Below are 17961 nucleotides of genomic sequence, written 5' to 3'. Positions count from 1 at the left end.
TTGTTCGCGGTCGAGGTGGCGCTGTTCCGGCTGGTGGAGTCGTTCGGGATCGTGCCAGACGTGGTCGCCGGTCACTCGATCGGCGAGGTGACCGCCGCGTACGTCGCCGGGGTGCTGTCCCTGGCGGACGCGTGCGCGCTCGTGGCGGCGCGGGGCCGGCTGATGCAGGCGCTGCCTACCGGCGGCGGCATGCTGGCCGTGGCCGCCGACGAGGCGGCGGTGGCGGAGTCCATCTCCGGCCTGACCGACCGGGTGGGCATCGCCGCCGTCAACGGGCCCGCCGCCGTGGTGGTCTCCGGCGCCGTCGACGCCCTCGACGAGGTGGAGCGGCTCTGGCAGGACCGGGGTGCGCGCACCCGCCGGCTCATCGTCAGCCACGCGTTCCACAGCCCGCTGATGGAGCCGATGCTCGACGAGTTCCGCGCGGTTGTGGCGGGGTTGACGTTCCGGGCGCCGCTGCTGCCGGTGGCGTCGAACCTGACCGGGGCGCTCGCCGAACCGCAGGAGATCACCCGCGCCGACTACTGGGTCCGGCACGTGCGGGAGGCCGTCCGCTACGCCGACGGCATCGCCGCCCTGCGTGCCACCGGGGTCGACACCTTCCTGGAGATCGGCCCGCAGAGCGTCCTGACCGCGATGAACGCCGACCTGCTCGCCGAGGACGCGCTCGCGGTGGCCGTCCAGCGCCGGGACCGGCCCGCCCCGCAGGCGCTGCTGCACGCGCTCGCCGCGCTGCACGTCCACGGCGTCCCCGTGACCTGGACGCAGTGGTTCACCGACGCCGGCGCCGCCCGGGTCGACCTGCCGACGTACGCCTTCCAGCACCAGCGGTACTGGCTCGGCGCGGGTCAGGCGCGTACCGCAGACGTGTCCGGCGCGGGCCTCGGCGTGGCCGGGCACCCGCTGCTCGGCGCGGCGGTCACCGTCGCCGGCGCGGACATGGTGGTGCTGACCGGCCGGCTGTCGCTCGCCACCCACGCGTGGCTCGCCGACCACGTCGTCTCCGGCGTGGCGATCGTGCCCGGCACCGCCCTCGTCGAACTGGCCGTCCGGGCGGGCGACGAGGCGGGCGCGTCGCGGGTGCGGGAGCTGACCATGGCCGCGCCGCTGGTGCTGCCGGAGGGCGGCGCGGTGCGGGTGCAGGTGCGCGTCGGCGCGGCCGACGAGTCCGGCACCCGGGTCGTGGCGGTGCACTCGCAGTCCGAGGGCGACCCGGAGGCCGAGTGGATCCACCACGCGGAGGGCGTACTGGAGCCCGCGGCGGCCGACGAGCCGGGCGTGGGGGAGTGGCCCCCCGTCGGCGCGTCCGAGGTGGACCTGGCGGGCTGGTATCCGACGCTGGCGGAGCACGGCCTGGCGTACGGGCCGGTGTTCCAGGGGCTGCGTCGGGTGTGGACCGGCGGCGACGACGTGTACGCCGAGGTGGTGCTGCCGGAGGAGGCGGCGGCGGAGGCGGCGCGCTTCGGCGTGCACCCGGCGCTGCTGGACGCCGCCCTGCACCCGATCGGGCTGCTGTCCGGCTCGGAGGAGTCGGGCGGGCCGCGCGTGCCGTTCGCGTTCGAGGGCGTGCAGGTGCACGCCGCGGGCGCGCGGGTGCTGCGGGTGCGGCTGACGCGCACGGGTTCGGCGGTGCGGCTGGTCGCGTGCGACGAGTCGGGCGCGGCCGTGGTGTCGGTCGACTCCCTCGTTCTGCGCGAGCTGACCGGAGTGGCCGCGGCGAGCGCCGCGTCCCGCTCGATGTTCGAACTCACCTGGCAGGCCGAGGAGATCGCCGCCGCCGGGGACCTCTCCGGGTGGGCGCTGGTCGGCTCGCCGGCCGCCGTCGACCTGCCGGTGTTCGGCGACGTCGAGACGCTCGTCGCCGAGGTCCACGCCGGTCGGGCGGTCGCGCCGAAGGGTCTGCTGCTGACGCTCGACGCGTCGCAGGCCGCCGTCCCCGACGCCGTTCGCGCGGCGACGTCGCACGTGCTGGCAGTCGTCCAGTCCTGGCTGGCGGCGGACGCGTTGGCGGATTCGCGGCTCGTGGTGGTGACCCGGGGCGCGGTCTCGGTTGCTGCTGACGACCGGGTGACCGACCTGGGCGCTGCGGCGGTGTGGGGTCTGTTGCGGTCGGCGCAGTCGGAGCATCCGGGTCGCATCGTCCTGGCGGACGTCGACGGTGACGTGGACGCCGGCTTGCTGGGTGTGCTGGCTGCGGTGGCGGACGAGCCGGTGGCGTTCGGCGGTCAGGTCGCGGTGCGCTCCGGCGGGGTGTTCGTGCCGCGTCTGGTGCGCGCGCTCGCCCCCTCGGCGGCAGAGACGCCCGCCGTGGGCGACGGCACGGTGCTGGTCACCGGTGGCACGGGTGCGCTGGGTGCGCTGGTGGCGGAGCATCTGGTGTCGGTGCACGGGGTGCGGTCGCTGGCGCTCGTCTCTCGGCGTGGCCCGGAGGCCGCCGGTGCGGGCGAGCTGTCGCAGCGGCTGTCGGCGTTGGGTGCGTCGGTGCGGGTGGTCGCGTGTGACGTGACCGACCGGGACCAGGTCGGCGCGCTGGTTGCCGAGATCGCAGCCGAGGGCCGGCTGGCGGGTGTGGTGCACACCGCCGGTGTCCTGGACGACGGTGTCGTGGAGGGGCTGACTGCTGAGCGGCTCGGTGCGGTGTTGGCGCCGAAGGTGTCGGCGGGTTGGCTGTTGCACGAGGCGACGGCGTCGCTGGATCTGGATCTGTTCGTGGTGTTCTCGTCGGTGGCGGGTGTGTTGGGCTCGCCGGGTCAGTCGGCGTATGCGGCGGGTAACGCGTTCCTCGACGGGCTTGCGGTGTGGCGGCGGCAGCTCGGGTTGCCGGCCGTCAGCCTGGCGTGGGGGATGTGGGACACCGCGGGCATGGCGGCCTCGATCGACGAGGCGGATCGGGCGCGTTCGGCGCGGGCGGGTCTGACGCTGATGAGCGCCGAGGTCGGGTTGGAGCTGTTCGACGCCGCCCTGGGCGCCGACCGGGCGGCCCTGGTGCCGGCCGTGATCGACGTACCGGCGATGCGGGCAGCGCTCGGCGCCGGCCCGGTGCCGGCCGTGCTGCGTACCCTGATCGGGTCGACGGCGGCCCGGCGACGGGCCGCGCGGGGCGGCGACTGGGCCAACCAGCTGGCGGGCCTGGCGCCCGACGAGGCGCGCGCCCAGATCGACGTGCTGGTGCGGGGCCTGGTCGCGCAGGTGCTCGGGCACGGTGGCGCGGAGGCGGTGCCGGCGGACCGGGCGTTCCGGGAGCTGGGCTTCGACTCGCTGACGGCGGTGGACCTGCGTAACCGGTTGAACGCGGCCACCGGGCTGCGGTTGGCCTCGACGCTGGTCTTCGACTACCCGACCCCGGCCGTGCTCGTCGACCACCTTCACGAGCAGGTCTCCGGGCAGATCACCGCCCGCCAGACGGCGGTGCACGCCGCCAGCACCGACGAGCCGATCGCGATCGTGGGCATGGCCTGCCGCTATCCAGGCGGCGTCGAGAGCCCCGACCAGCTGTGGGCGTTGCTGGCCGGCGGCGGCGACGGGATCTCGGAGTTCCCCACCGACCGCGGTTGGGACCTGGAGAGCCTGTTCGATCCGGACCCGGAGCACAGCGGCACGTCGTACACGCGGCACGGTGGTTTCCTGTACGGTGCGGCGGACTTCGACCCCGGGTTCTTCGGGATCTCGCCGCGTGAGGCCCTGGCGATGGACCCGCAGCAGCGGTTGCTGCTGGAGGCGTCGTGGGAGAGCTTCGAGTCGGCCGGTCTGGACCCGCAGCGGCTGCGGGGCAGCCGGACGGGTGTCTTCGCCGGCGTGATGTACCACGACTACGCCTCGCGCCTGATGGACCTGCCGCCGGACGCCGAGGGCTTCGTCGGCACCGGCACGTCGGGCAGCGTGCTGTCGGGCCGGGTCGCGTACACGTTCGGGCTGGAGGGGCCGGCGGTCACCGTCGACACCGCCTGCTCGTCGTCGCTGGTGGCGCTGCACCTCGCGGCGCAGGCGTTGCGATCGGGTGAGTGCGATCTGGCCTTGGCCGGCGGTGTGACGGTGATGGCGACGCCGGGCACGTTCATCGAGTTCTCCCGGCAGCGTGGTCTGTCCCAGGACGGCCGGTGCAAGTCGTTCGCCGCGTCGGCCGACGGCACAGGCTGGTCCGAGGGCGTGGGCGTGCTGCTCGTGGAGCGGCTGTCGGACGCGCGGCGCAACGGGCACCGCGTGCTGGCGGTGGTACGCGGCACGGCCGTGAACCAGGACGGCGCGTCGAACGGCCTGACCGCGCCGAACGGCCCGTCGCAGCAGCGGGTGATCCGGCAGGCCCTCGCGAACGCCCGCCTGACCGCCGCCGACGTGGACGCGGTCGAGGCGCACGGCACCGGCACCACGCTCGGTGACCCGATCGAGGCGCAGGCGCTGCTGGCGACGTACGGGCAGGAGCGTCCGCAGGACCGGCCGCTGCTGTTGGGGTCGGTGAAGTCGAACATCGGGCACACCCAGGCCGCCGCCGGTGTGGCCGGCGTGATCAAGATGGTCATGGCCATTCGGCACGGCCTGGTGCCGCCGACGCTGCACGTGGACGAGGCGTCGCCGCACGTCGACTGGACGGCCGGTGCGGTGGCCCTGGCGACCGAGTCGACGCCGTGGCCGCAGGTGGGCCGGCCGCGTCGGGCGGCGGTGTCGTCGTTCGGGATCTCCGGCACGAACGCGCACGTGATCATCGAGCAGCCGCCCGCCGAGGCGATCGAGGGTGAGATCGTCGCCCGCGAGGTGCGTCCGGTGGTGCCGGTGCTGCTGTCGGCCCGCTCCGATGCGGCGTTGTCGGCGCAGGCGGGCCGGTGGGCGCGTTGGCTCGTCGCCGACGAGGCGCCGCGTCCGTTGGACGTCGCCTGGTCCTCGGTGACCACGCGGCCCGCGCTGGAGCACCGGGCGGTGGTGACCGCCGCCGACCGGGACGGCCTGATCGCGGCGTTGACCGCCCTCGCCGACGGCGACCCCACCGGTACGGTCGTCTCCGGCGCCGCCGGCCAGCGCGGCCAACTCGCCCTGCTGTTCTCCGGTCAGGGCGCGCAGCGTGCCGGCATGGGCCGGGAGTTGTCGGCCCAGTTCCCGGTGTTCGCCGCCGCGCTGGACGAGGTGTGCGCGCAGCTCGATCCGCTGCTGCCGCGTCCGTTGCGGGAGGTGCTGTTCGCCGCGGCGGGCAGCCCCGAGGCGGAACTGCTGGACCAGACCGTCTTCACCCAGGCCGGCCTGTTCGCGGTCGAGGTGGCCCTGTTCCGTCTGGTGGAGTCGTTCGGCGTCGTGCCGGACCTGCTGGCCGGCCACTCCATCGGCGAGGTCACGGCCGCGCACGTGGCCGGGGTGTTGTCCCTGGCGGACGCGTGCGCCCTCGTCGCCGCGCGGGGCCGGCTGATGCAGGCGCTGCCCGCGGGTGGCGGGATGTTGGCGGTGGCTGCCGACGAGGCGGCGGTGGCGGAGTCTCTCGCCGGGCTCGCCGACCGGGTGGGCATCGCTGCCGTCAACGGTCCGACGGCCGTGGTTGTCTCCGGTGCTGTCGAGGCCCTGGACGAGGTGGAGCGGCTCTGGCGGGACCGGGGTGTCCGCACTCGCCGGCTGACCGTCAGCCACGCGTTCCACAGTCCGCTGATGGAGCCGATGCTCGACGAGTTCCGCACCGTCCTGTCCGGGCTCACCTTCACCGCGCCGTTGCTGCCGATCGTGTCGAACGTGACCGGTGCGCTGGCCGATGCCGACGAGATCCGCACCCCGGAGTACTGGGTGCGGCACGTCCGCGAGGCCGTGCGCTACGCCGACGGGGTCACGGCGTTGCGGGCCGCCGGTGTCGACACGTTCCTGGAGGTCGGGCCGCAGAGCGTCCTGACGGCGATGGCGGCCGACGTGCTGCCCGACGACGATGCCGTGCTGGCCGTCGCCGTGCAGCGCCGCGACCGGCCGGAGGCGCAGGCGCTGCTGCACGCCCTGGCGGAGCTGCACGTGCACGGGGTTCCCGTGTCCTGGACGCAGTGGTTCGCCGAGACGGGCGCGCGGCGGGTGGACCTGCCCACGTACGCCTTCCAGCACCAGCGCTACTGGCCCGCCGCCAACCGGGCGCGTACGGGCGACGTGTCCGGGGCCGGGCTCGGCCGCACCGAGCACCCGCTGCTCGGCGCGGCGGTGGACCTGGCCGGCGACGACGAGATGGTGCTGACCGGCCGGCTCTCCCTGGCCACGCACCCCTGGCTGGCCGACCACACGGTCTCCGGGCTGACGCTGGTACCGGGTACCGCCCTGGTCGAGCTGGCCGTGCGGGCCGGCGACGAGGTGGGCCTCTCCCGGCTGCGGGAGCTGACCGTGGCCGCCCCGCTGGTCGTCCCCGGAACGGGAGGCGTGCGGATCCAGGTGCGGGTTTCCACGTCGGAGTCGCCGCAGCGTCCCGTCGCCGTCTACTCCCGCCCCGACGACGACCCCGAGGCGGGCTGGACCCGGCACGCGGAGGGCGTGCTGGAGCCGTCCACCGCCGACGAGCCCGACCCGGTCACCTGGCCCCCGGTCGGCGCGGCGGAGGTGGACCTGGCGGGCTGGTACCCGACGCTGGCGGAGCACGGCCTGACGTACGGGCCGGTCTTCCAGGGGCTCCGGCGTGCCTGGACCAGCGGCGCCGAGGTGTACGCCGAGGTGGTCCTGCCGGACGACGCCGCGACGGAGGCCGTCGGGTTCGGGGTGCATCCGGCGCTGCTGGACGCGGCCCTGCACCCGATCGGGCTGCTGTCGGGTGCGGAGCAGTCGGGCGGGCCGCGGGTGCCGTTCGCGTTCGAGGGCGTGCAGGTGCACGCCTCGGGCGCGGGGGCACTGCGGGTGCGCCTGACCCGCGACGGCTCCGGCCTGCGGCTGGCCGCGTACGACGAGGCGGGCGCGCCGGTCGTGTCGGTGGACTCCCTCGTCCTGCGGGAGCTGACCGGCGTGCCCGCGCCGGGCACGGCGTCGCGGTCGCTGTTCGAGCTGCGGTGGCCGGCCGTGGAGGTCACGCCTGCCGGGGAGATCTCCGGATGGGCGCTGGTGACCGGCGGCCGGGAGCTGGCGGCACCGGTCGGAATGCCCGCGTACCCCGACGTGGCGACGATCGCGGGGGAGGAGTCCGTCCCCCGCGCGGTGCTGCTTCCGCTGTTCCCCGGATCGGCGGCGGAGACGCCGGAGTCCGTCCGGGCGGCGACCTCGGAGATGCTGGCGACGGTGCAGTCCTGGCTGGCGGCGGACGCCCTGTCGGAGTCGCGGCTCGTGGTGGCGACCCGGGGTGCCGTGTCGGTCGGTGACGAGGACCGGGTGACCGACCTGGCCGCTGCGGCCGTGTGGGGCCTGCTGCGCTCGGCGCAGTCGGAGCACCCGGGTCGCATCGTCCTCGCGGACGTCGACGGCGAGCTGGATGCCGCGCTGGTGGCCCTCCTGGAGGGCGCGCTGCGCGAACCCGCCGCGACCGGCGGCCAGTTGGCCGTCCGTAACGGCGCGGTGTACTCGCCGCGCCTGGTCCGGGCCGGCGTCACGGTGGCGGAGACGCCGACCGTGGGTGACGGTGCGGTGCTGGTGACCGGCGGTACGGGCGCGCTGGGCGCGCTGGTGGCGGAGCACCTGGTGTCGTCGTGGGGCGCACGGTCGCTGGTGCTGGTGTCGCGGCGTGGCCCGGAGGCCGCGGGTGCGGGCGAGCTGTCGGAGCGGCTGTCCGCGCTGGGCGCGTCGGTGCGGGTGGTCGCGTGTGACGTGACCGACCGGGACCAGGTCGGCGCGCTGGTTGCCGAGATCGCAGCCGAGGGCCGGCTGGCGGGTGTGGTGCACACCGCCGGCGTTCTGGACGACGGGGTGGTCGAGGGGCTGACCGCCGAGCGTCTTGCCGGGGTGTTGGCGCCGAAGGCGTCGGCGGGTTGGCTGCTGCACGAGGCGACGGCGTCGCTGGATCTTGATCTGTTCGTGGTGTTCTCGTCGGTGGCGGGTGTGCTCGGTTCGCCGGGTCAGTCGGCGTATGCGGCGGGTAACGCGTTCCTGGACGGGTTGGCGGTGTACCGGCGGCAGCTGGGTCTGCCGGCCGTCAGCCTCGCCTGGGGCATGTGGGACACCCCCGGCATGGCCGCCTCCATCGACGAGGCGGATCGGGCGCGTTCGGCGCGGGCGGGTCTGACGCCGATGAGCGCCGAGGTCGGGTTGGAGCTGTTCGACGCCGCCCTGGCCGCCGATCGGGCGGCCCTGGTGCCGGCCGTGATCGACGTGCCCGCGCTGCGGGCGGCGACCTCCGCCGGCCCCGTGCCGGCCGTGCTGCGCACCCTGATCGGCGTGACCAGCACCCGCCGCCAGGCGGGGCAGGGCGGTGGCGGCTGGGCCGACCGGCTCGCCGGGCTGACCGAGGACGAGGGCCGGGCCCAGGTCGACCTGCTGGTGCGGGGCCTGGTCGCGCAGGTGCTCGGGCACGGTGGGGCGGAGGCGGTGCCGGCGGACCGGGCGTTCCGGGAGCTGGGCTTCGACTCGCTGACGGCGGTGGACCTGCGTAACCGGTTGAACGCGGCCACCGGGCTGCGGTTGGCCTCGACGCTGGTCTTCGACTACCCGACCCCGGCGGTGCTCGCCGACCACCTGTGGTCGGAGTTGGCCGGGGTGCGTCAGTCCACCGGAGACATGGTCGCGGGTACGGTCGTCGGCACCGACGAGCCGATCGCGATCGTGGGCATGGCCTGCCGCTACCCGGGCGGCGTGGAGTCTCCCGACGAGCTGTGGGAGTTGCTGGCCGGCGGCGGCGACGGGATCTCGGAGTTCCCGGCGGACCGGGGCTGGGACCTGGAGTCGCTGTTCGATCCGGACCCGGACCGCAGCGGTACGTCGTACACGCGGCACGGCGGTTTCCTCTACGGTGCCGCCGAGTTCGACCCCGGGTTCTTCGGGATCTCGCCGCGTGAGGCCCTCGCCATGGATCCGCAGCAGCGGCTGCTGCTGGAGGCGTCGTGGGAGTCGTTCGAGTCGGCCGGTCTCGATCCGCAGCGGCTGCGGGGCAGCCGGACCGGCGTCTTCGCCGGCGTCATGTACCACGACTACGCCTCCCGACTGATGGACCTGCCGACCGAGGTGGAGGGCTACGTCGGGACCGGTACCTCCGGCAGCGTGCTGTCCGGCCGGGTCGCGTACACCTTCGGCCTGGAGGGCCCGGCGGTCACCGTGGACACGGCGTGCTCGTCCAGCCTCGTCGCGCTGCACCTCGCCGCGCAGGCGCTGCGCAGCGGCGAGTGCGATCTCGCCCTGGCCGGCGGCGTGACGGTGATGGCCACACCCGGCACGTTCATCGAGTTCTCGCGGCAGCGGGGCCTGTCGCAGGACGGCCGGTGCAAGTCGTTCGCCGCCTCCGCCGACGGGACAGGCTGGTCCGAGGGCGTGGGTGTCCTGCTGGTGCAGCGCCTCTCCGACGCCCAGCGTGAGGGCCGGAAGATCTACGCCGTGGTACGCGGCACGGCCGTGAACCAGGACGGCGCGTCGAACGGCCTGACCGCCCCGAACGGCCCCTCGCAGCAGCGCGTGATCCGGCAGGCCCTCGCGAACGCCCGCCTGACCCCGGCCGACGTGGACGCCGTCGAAGCGCACGGCACGGGCACCACCCTCGGCGACCCGATCGAGGCGCAGGCGCTGCTGGCGACGTACGGGCAGGAGCGTCCGCAGGACCGTCCGCTGCTGTTGGGGTCGGTGAAGTCGAACATCGGGCACACCCAGGCCGCCGCCGGCGTTGCCGGCGTGATCAAGATGGTCCTGGCGATGCGGCACGGCCTCGTCCCACCGACCCTGCACGTCGACGAGCCGTCCCCGCACATCGACTGGACCGCCGGCGCGGTGGCCCTCGCGACCGAGCCCACCCCGTGGCCGGCGGTGGACCGGCCGCGCCGGGCGGCGGTGTCATCGTTCGGCATCTCCGGCACCAACGCGCACGTGATCATCGAGCAGCCGCCGGCCGAGGCGATCGAGGGCGAGATCGTCGCCCACAACGTGCCGCCGGTCGTGCCGGTGCTGCTGTCCGCGCGCTCCGACGCGGCCCTGGCCGGTCAGGCGGGCCGGTGGGCGCGCTGGCTCGCCGCCGACGAGGCCCCGCGTCCGCTGGACGTGGCCTGGTCCTCCGTCACCACCCGGCCCGCGCTGGAGCAGCGCGCCGTCGCCGTGGTGGCCGACCGGGACGACCTGTTCGCCGCGCTGCGGGCCCTCGACACGGGCGAGCCCTCCGGGGCCCTCGTGACCGGTTCCGCCGCCGTACGCGGCCAGCTCGCGCTGTTGTTCTCCGGCCAGGGTGCGCAGCGCGCCGGGATGGGTCGGAAGCTGTACGGCGAGTTCCCGGTGTTCGCCGCCGCGTTGGACGAGGTGTGCGCGCACCTGGATGCGTTGCTGCCGCGTCCGTTGCGGGAGGTGCTGTTCGCCGAGGCGGGTTCCGCCGAGGCCGGTCTGCTGGATCAGACCGTCTTCACGCAGGCGGGCCTGTTCGCGGTCGAGGTGGCGCTGTTCCGTCTCGTGGAGTCGTTCGGGGTCGTGCCGGACCTGCTGGCCGGTCACTCGATCGGTGAGGTCACGGCCGCGTACGCGGCCGGGGTGTTGTCGCTGCCCGACGCGTGCGCGCTCGTGGCGGCGCGGGGTCGGTTGATGCAGGCGCTGCCCGCCGGCGGCGGCATGCTGGCCGTGGCCGCCGACGAGGCCGCGGTGGTCGAGTCCATCGCCGGGATGACCGACCGCGTCGGTATCGCGGCGGTCAACGGGCCGGCCGCCGTGGTGGTCTCCGGCGCCGTCGACGCCCTCGACGAGGTGGAGCGGCTCTGGCGGGACCGGGGTGTCCGCACGCGCCGGCTGACGGTGAGTCACGCGTTCCACAGTCCGCTGATGGAGCCGATGCTCGACGAGTTCCGTGCGGTCCTGTCCGGGCTCACCTTTGCGGCGCCGTTGCTGCCGATCGTGTCGAACGTGACCGGTGCGCTGGCCGGCGACGAGATCCGCACGGCCGGGTACTGGGTGCGGCACGTGCGCGAGGCCGTGCGCTTCGCCGACGGGATCACCGCGCTGCGGGCCGCCGGGGTGGACACGTTCCTGGAGGTCGGCCCGCAGAGCGTCCTGACCGCGATGGCGGCCGACGTGCTGCCCGGCGACGACGGCGTGCTGGCCGTCGCCGCGCAGCGCCGGGACCGGCCGGAGGCACAGGCGCTGCTGCACGCCCTGGCCGAGCTGCACGTGCACGGCGTTGCCGTGACCTGGCAGCCGTGGTTCGCCGACAGCGGGGCGCGGCGGGTGGACCTGCCCACGTACGCCTTCCAGCACCAGCGGTACTGGCCGGAGGGCACGCCGACGAAGCAGGCTGCCCCGGACGGCGGCGACGCCGAGTTCTGGGCCGCCGTCGAGCGCGGCGACCTGGCCGCCCTCGCCGCCGAACTCGGCGACGGCACCGAGGACCTGGACGCGCTCGGCCCGGCCCTGCCGCTCCTGGCGCGCTGGCGTCAGCACCGGTCCCGGGACACCGCCCTGGACGGGTGGTCGTACCGGGTCGGGTGGGAGCCGGTGCGGCCGGCCCCGGCAACCCGGTTGTCCGGGCGGTGGCTGGTCGTCACCGTCGACAGCGGTGCCGACGCGGGCGTGGCGAAGACGCTCATCCAGGCGGGCGCCCGGGTGGACACGCTCACCGTGTCGTCCACCCTCGCCCGCGCCGACCTGGGCGAACGGCTGCGCCGGATCAGCGGGGAGGGCTGGGCCGGGGTGCTCTGCGTGCTGCCCCGCCAGGACCGGCCGCTGACGCACACCCCGGCGGTGCCCGCCGGCACGGCGGTGCTGCTCACCCTCACCCGGGCGCTGACCGACACCGGCCTGCCGGGCCGGGTGTGGGCGCTCAGCCGGACCGCGATGCCGGCCACGGCCGGGGAACGGGTCGGCGACGTCTGGGCGGCCCTGGCCTGGGGCCTGGGCCGGGTCGTCGCCCTCGAACAACCGGACCGCTGGGGCGGCCTGGTCGACCTGCCCGACCGCGCCGACCGGAGCACCCGCGCCGGGCTCGTCACGGTCCTGGCCGACGGCACCCTGGACCAGGTGGCCGTCCGCCGCAACGGCCTCTTCGGCCGGCGGCTGGTGCCGGCCGCGCCGCCCGCGGGTGCGGGTTGGCGGCCCGCCGGGACGGTGCTGGTGACCGGCGGTACGGGTGCGTTGGGTCGGCACGTGGCCCGCTGGCTGTTGGCCAACGGGGCGGCCGAGGTGGTGCTCGCCTCGCGGCGTGGTCCGGCGGCGCCGGGCGCGGCGGAGCTGGTCGACGAGTTGGGTGCGGTGCGGGTGGTGGCGTGTGACGTCACCGACCGGGCGGCGGTCGACGCGTTGGTGGCCGGGCTGCCGGAGCTGACCGCCGTCGTGCACACCGCCGGTGCGTCCGGCGGCACCACCCCGGCGTACGAGGTGACCGACGGCGAGCTTGCGGAGACCCTGGCCGGCAAGGTGCTCGGCGCCGTCCACCTCGACGCCGCCTGCCGGGGCCGGGACCTCGACGCGTTCGTGGTCTTCTCCTCGGTCGCCGGTGTCTGGGGCGGCGGCGGCCAGGCCGGCTACGCGGCCGGCAACGCCCTGCTCGACGCGCTCGTCGCCGCCCGCAGGGCGGCCGGCCTGCCCGCCACCGCCCTGGCCTACGGCCCGTGGGCGGAGGACGGCATGGCCGCCGGCGAGACGGCGGACGGCCTGCGCCGCCGCGGGTTCACCCCGCTCGCGCCCGACGCCGCCGTCGCGGCGCTCGGCCGCTGGGTGAACGCCCCGGAGACCGCGCCGGTGATCGTCGACGTCGACTGGTCCCGGTTCGTCACGGCGTTCACCGCCGCGCGGCCGAGCCACCTCTTCGACCGGGTCGCCCCCGCCGTCGCCGAGGAGCCGGAGCGGCCGGAGAGCGCCGCCGCCACCGACGGGCTGCGGGCCAGGCTCGCGGCCCTGCCGGCGACCGGTCAGGAGGCGCTGCTGGTCGACCTCGTCCGCGCGGAGGCGGCGGCCGTCCTCGGCCACCCCACCACCGACCAGGTGCCGGCCGGCCGGGCGTTCCGCGAGCTGGGCTTCGACTCCCTCGCCGCCGTGCAGCTGCGCGACCGGCTGGGCCGGGTCACCGGCCTGGCCCTGCCGTCGACCGTGGTCTTCGACCATCCGTCGGCGGCGGAACTGGCCCGCTTCCTGCGTACCGAAATCGTGGTCGGCGCGGACGGCGGCCCCGCCACCGGCGGCGTGGTCTCGGCCCGGCCGCCGGCGGACGAGCCGATCGCGATCGTCTCCATGGCCTGCCGCTTCCCCGGCGGGGTGTCCTCGCCGCAGGAACTGTGGCGGCTGCTGGCCGACGGCGTGGACGCCGTCACGCCGATGCCCGCCGACCGGGGCTGGGACCTCGACGCCCTGTTCGACAGCGACCCGGAGCGGGTCGGCACCAGCTACACCCGCAGCGGCGGGTTCCTGCACGACGTGGCCGGCTTCGACGCCGCGTTCTTCGGCATCAACCCGCGCGAGGCCCTCGCGATGGACCCGCAGCAGCGGCTGCTGCTGCACACCACCTGGGAGGTCTTCGAACGCGCCGGCATCGACCCGCACCGGGTGCGCGGCTCCGCCACCGGCGTCTTCATGGGCACCAACGGGCAGGACTACGCCACCCTGCTGCTGGGCGCCCGGTCCCAGGTGGAGGGCTACCAGGCGACCGGCAACGGCGCGTCGGTGGTCTCCGGCCGCCTGGCGTACTCGTTCGGGCTGCACGGCCCGGCGGTCACCGTCGACACGGCCTGCTCGTCGTCGCTGGTGGCGCTGCACCTCGCCGCGCAGGCGCTGCGCAGCGGCGAGTGCGACCTCGCCCTGGCCGGCGGCGTGACGGTGATGTCGACCCCGGGCGCGTTCCTGGAGTTCTCCCGGCAGCGCGGCCTAGCCGCCGACGGGCGGGTCAAGGCGTTCGCCGAGGCCGCCGACGGCACCGGCTGGGGCGAGGGCGTCGGCGTCCTGCTGCTCCAGCGGCTCTCCGACGCCCAGCGCGACGGCAACCGGATCCTCGCCGTCGTACGGGGCAGCGCCGTCAACCAGGACGGCGCGAGCAACGGCCTCACCGCGCCGAACGGGCCCGCGCAGCAGCGGGTCATCCGGCAGGCGCTGGACAACGCCGGCCTGACCCCCGGCGACGTGGACGTCGTCGAGGCGCACGGCACCGGCACCACGCTGGGCGACCCGATCGAGGCGCAGGCGCTGCTGGCGACGTACGGCAGGGACCGCTCCGCCGACCGGCCGCTGTGGCTCGGGTCGGTGAAGTCGAACATCGGCCACACCCAGGCCGCGGCGGGCGCCGCCAGCCTGATGAAGATGGTGCTGGCCCTGCAACACGAGGTGCTGCCGGCGACCCTGCACGTCGACGCGCCGACCCCGCACGTCGACTGGACGTCCGGCGCGCTGGCGCTGCTCACCGAGGCACGGCCGTGGACCGCCGAGGACCGGCCCCGCCGGGCCGGCGTCTCCTCGTTCGGGATCAGCGGCACCAACGCCCACGTGATCCTGGAGCAGGCCCCGCAGCGGCCGGAACCGGTCGCCCCCGACGGGGAACGGCCCGGGACGGCCCTGCCGTGGCCGGTCTCCGCCGCCGACCTGCCCGCGCTGCGCGAGCAGGCCGGCCGGCTGGCCGACCGGGTCGCGACGGGCGACGACCCCGCCGACCTGGTCGCCTGGGCGCTCGCCGACGGCCGCGCCCACCTCGGCCAGCGGGCCGCCGTGGTCGCCGCCGACCGGGAGACCCGGCTGGCCGCGCTGCGGGCGCTGGCCGGCGGCGAGGCACACCCCGCGCTGGTCACCGCCCGGCGGCGCGGAGGCGGCCTCGCGGTCCAGTTCTCCGGCCAGGGCGCCCAGCGCCCCGGCGCCGGCCGGCAGCTGTACGACACGTTCCCCGTCTTCGCGGCGGCCCTCGACGAGGTCTGCGCGGCGCTGGACCACCAGCTGCCGCAGTCGCTGAAGCCGGTGCTGTTCGCGGCCGACGGCAGCGTCGAGGCGGCGTTGCTCGACGAGACGGTGTTCACCCAGGCCGGGCTCTTCGCGCTGGAGGTGGCCCTGTTCCGGCTGGTCGAGTCGTTCGGCGTGGTGCCCGGGCACGTCGCCGGGCACTCGATCGGCGAGATCACCGCCGCGCACGTCGCCGGGGTGCTGTCCCTCGCGGACGCCGCCACGCTGGTGGCCGCCCGGGGCCGGCTCATGCAGGCCCTGCCCGCCGGGGGCGGGATGCTCGCCGTCGCCGCCGACGAGGCGGCCGTGGTCGACTCCCTGGCCGGGCTGGGCGACCGGGTCGGCGTCGCCGCCGTCAACGGTCCCACCGCCGTGGTCCTCGCCGGGGCCCTCGACGCCCTCGACGGGCTGGAGCGGCTCTGGCGGGAGCGCGGGGTACGCACCCGGCGGCTGCGGGTCAGCCACGCGTTCCACAGCCCGCTGATGGAGCCGATGCTGGCCGAGTTCCGGGCCGTGCTCGACGGGCTGACGTTCGCCGCGCCGCTGCTGCCGATCGTGTCGAACCTGACCGGGCGGCTCGCCGGGCCCGACGAGATCCGTACGCCCGACTACTGGGTGCGGCACGTCCGGGAGGCCGTCCGGTACGCCGACGGGATCGCCGCGCTGCGTGACGCGGGCGTGGACACCTTCCTGGAGCTTGGCCCGCAGGCGGTGCTGACCGCGATGACCGCGGGCCTGCTGCCCGGCGACGACGACGGGACGGCCGTGGCGGCGCTGCGCGTCGGCACCGACGAGCCGACCGCCCTGCTCTCCGCGCTGGCCGTCCTGGACGGCACCGGGCGCGACGTCGACTGGGCGGCGGTGCTCGCCGTGCTGGCCGGCCCCCGTCCGGATCCCCGCCGGCTGCCCGAGCTGCCGACGTACGCGTTCCGGCCGCAGCGCTACTGGCCGACCCTCGACGCGGTCCCGACCCGGGCCGCGGACCCGGTCGACGACGCGTTCTGGCGGGCCGTCACCGACGGCGACCTGGGCCGCCTCGGCCTCGACCCGGACCAGCCGATGCGTGAGCTGCTGCCGGAACTGGAGTCGTGGCGGCGCCGCCAGCAGCTCGACGGCACCCTCGCCGGCTGGCGGTACCGGGTCACCTGGGAACGTCGGGCGCTGACCGGCGCCGACCCCGGCACGTGGCTGGTGGTGGCCCCGCCGCACCAGGTCACCGACCGGGTGCTCGCCGCCCTCACGGCCGGCGCCGCCACGGTGCACCTGCTGACCGTCGACCCGGCCACGGCCACCCGCGACGGCCTGGCCGCCGACCTCGACCGGCTCGCCGCCGCGCACCAGCCGACGGCACTGCTCTCCCTGCTGGCGCTGGACGAGGCGCCGCACCCGGAGCAGACCGCGTTGCCGACCGGCCTGGCGGCGAACCTGCTGCTCGTGCAGGCGCACACCGGCCGCTCCGGCCCGGCCGTGCCGCTGTGGCTGGCCACCACCGGCGCCGTCGCCGTGGACGACGAACCGGTCGTGCACCCGACGCAGGCCACCACGTGGGGCCTCGGCCTCGTCGCCGCCCTGGAGCACCCCCGGCACGTCGGCGGAGTCGTCGACCTGCCGGCGGGCCCGGACGAGGCGGCGTACGCGGCCCTGGCCGCAGCCCTGGTCAACGTCGACGGGGAGGACCAGCTCGCCGTACGGGAGGCCGGCGTGCACGCCCGGCGCCTGGTCCGCGACACCGCACGGCCGGCGGCTGGCGGCGGGTACCGGCCGAACGGCACCGTCCTGCTCACCGGTCGGACCGGGGCGCTCGCCCGGCACGCGACCGACTGGCTCGGCCGCAACGGCGCCGAGGTGCTCCCGCTGGCCGAGCCGGCGACGGGCAAGCTCGGTGACCTGATGGAGCAGCTCGACGCCGAGAGCCGGCCGGTGACCGCGCTCGTGCACGTACCGGCGGAGACCGGCTCGGTGCCGCTGGCCGAGCTGACCCTCGCCGGCCTGGCCGCCGACCTGGCCGCCACCGTCGGCGACGTGCCGAGGTACGCCGACGAGCTGGCGCACCGGCCGCTCGACGCGTTCGTGCTGTGCACCTCCACCACGGGGGTGTGGGGCGCGGGCGGCCGGGCCGGCCAGTCCGCCGGCGACGCGCTGCTGCACGCGCTCGCGGCGAACCGGCGGCACGGCGGGCTGGCCGCCACCGCCGTGGCGTGGGGCCCGTGGGACGACGACCCCGAGTCGGTCGAGCTGGCGCAGCTGCGCCGGCGGGGCCTGCCGGGCCTGCCCCCGGAGCTGGCCGTCGAGGCCTTCGGTCAGGCGCTGCGGGAGGAGGCGGCCCTGGTGCTCGCCGACGTGCGCTGGGACCGGTTCGTGCCGACGTTCGCGTCGATGCGGCCGTGCCCGCTGCTGACCGGGGTCCCCGAGGCGGGCGCGGCGATGCCCGCCGACGACGACCGCCAGCCGGCGGACGACGAGGCGGCGACCGCGCTGCGGGAGCGGCTGCGCCCGCTGGGCCCCGGCGAACGGGAGGGCGTCCTCGTCGAGCTCGTGGGCAACCTGGCGGCGGCCGTGCTCGGCCACACCGGGGGCGGAGGGCTGGAGCCCGACCGCGCGTTCCGCGAGGTCGGCTTCGACTCGATGACGGCCGTGGAGCTGCGCAACCGGCTCCGCGCCGCCACCGGCGTCCAGCTGCCCGCCGCCGTGGTGTTCGACTACCCCACGCCCGCGGCGCTCGCCCGGCACCTGCGCGACCAGCTCGTCGAGGACGGCGCCGCCGCGGCCGCGCCGCTGCTCGCCGAGCTGGAGCGGCTCGACGGGGTCTTCGCGGCCGACGCGCCGGACCGGCTGACCCGGCAGAAGCTGCTGGTGCAGTTGCAGGCGTTCGTCGCCCGGTGGGGCGACGAGCGCGGACCCGTCGAGGAGAAACCGGCCACGCACACCCTCGACGACGCCACTGACGCCGAGATCTTCGATTTCATCCACCGCGAGCTGGGTGGCCCCGGAGGCAGCCTGCCGGGGCTGTAG

1 protein-coding gene (running past one end of the window) is annotated in these 17961 nt (G+C 76.0%); it reads left to right on the top strand.

From position 1 onward, the window contains the following. A protein-coding gene (locus ACLQ22_RS22275; RefSeq protein ID WP_425694017.1) for a type I polyketide synthase crosses the window boundary here: on the top strand, positions 1-17961 show its 3' portion. Its footprint begins 11823 nt before the window's first position; the window shows 17961 of its 29784 coding nt (coding positions 11824-29784); the start codon falls outside the window, past its left edge; it ends in the stop codon at positions 17959-17961.

The organism is Micromonospora sp. DT178, from assembly GCF_049841695.1.
Classification (GTDB): Bacteria; Actinomycetota; Actinomycetes; order Mycobacteriales; family Micromonosporaceae; genus Micromonospora.
Note: the sequence above shows the minus strand (reverse complement) of the source record. Positions and strands in the feature narration are given on the sequence as shown.